Below are 678 nucleotides of genomic sequence, written 5' to 3'. Positions count from 1 at the left end.
AGTCTCGTGGGCTCGGCCAGCAGTTCTGCATTTCCACCCTCATGCCATCGCGGACCGGACACTGGTCGAGCCGTACATTGGGCACCCCATCGACCCGTGCCAGCACTCCATTGACGTAGATCCCCGACAGGCCCATGGGGCGATGGGACTTGCGGGTCCAGGCCAGGGTGCGGATGCCGTTGGCCAGCAGGGCCTCGGCGACGCTGTCGCCAGTCAGGGCAGCCAAGCGCCTGCCGTTCCAGAAGAAACTCAGGGGTTGGCCCTCTGCGCCTGGTAGGCGCAATGCTGGCTGGCTCAAGCGGCACCTCCACGCTTGTTGCTGCGTTGGGCGATCAGGCTCACCGCCAGCATGACGATGGACAGCAGCGTCATGAGGGTCGCGACCACCGCGATCACCGGATCGATCTCGGACCGCAGCGAGCTGAACATTCGCTTGGTCAGGGTCGCGCTATCGCCCCCACTGATGAAGATGGAGACCACGGCTTCATCCAGGGATACGGCGAAGGCGAACATGGCCGCCGCGATGATGGAAAAGCGAATCTGCGGCAAGGTCACGTCGAAGAAGGCCCGCAAGCGCGTGGCACCGAGGATGCACGCAGCGTGCTCCTGGGTCATGTCGTAGCTCTTGAGTCCGGCGCCGACGTTGATGATCACATAGGGCAGCGCCAGCAACGTATG

2 protein-coding genes are annotated in these 678 nt (G+C 63.9%); both read right to left on the bottom strand.

Annotated features, from left to right (window positions below):
- On the bottom strand, window positions 1-226 hold a 226-nt coding region (locus NS184_RS17610), incomplete at its 3' end, for a 2Fe-2S iron-sulfur cluster-binding protein (protein ID WP_193750588.1).
- A gap of 68 nt (window positions 227-294) precedes the next feature.
- A partial coding sequence (locus tag NS184_RS17200; protein WP_152998327.1) for an ABC transporter permease occupies window positions 295-678 on the bottom strand: 384 nt, incomplete at its 5' end.

Origin of the sequence: Curtobacterium luteum (assembly GCF_001475545.1) — a bacterium.
Classification (GTDB): domain Bacteria; phylum Actinomycetota; class Actinomycetes; order Actinomycetales; family Microbacteriaceae; genus Curtobacterium; species Curtobacterium luteum_A.
Note: the sequence above shows the minus strand (reverse complement) of the source record. Positions and strands in the feature narration are given on the sequence as shown.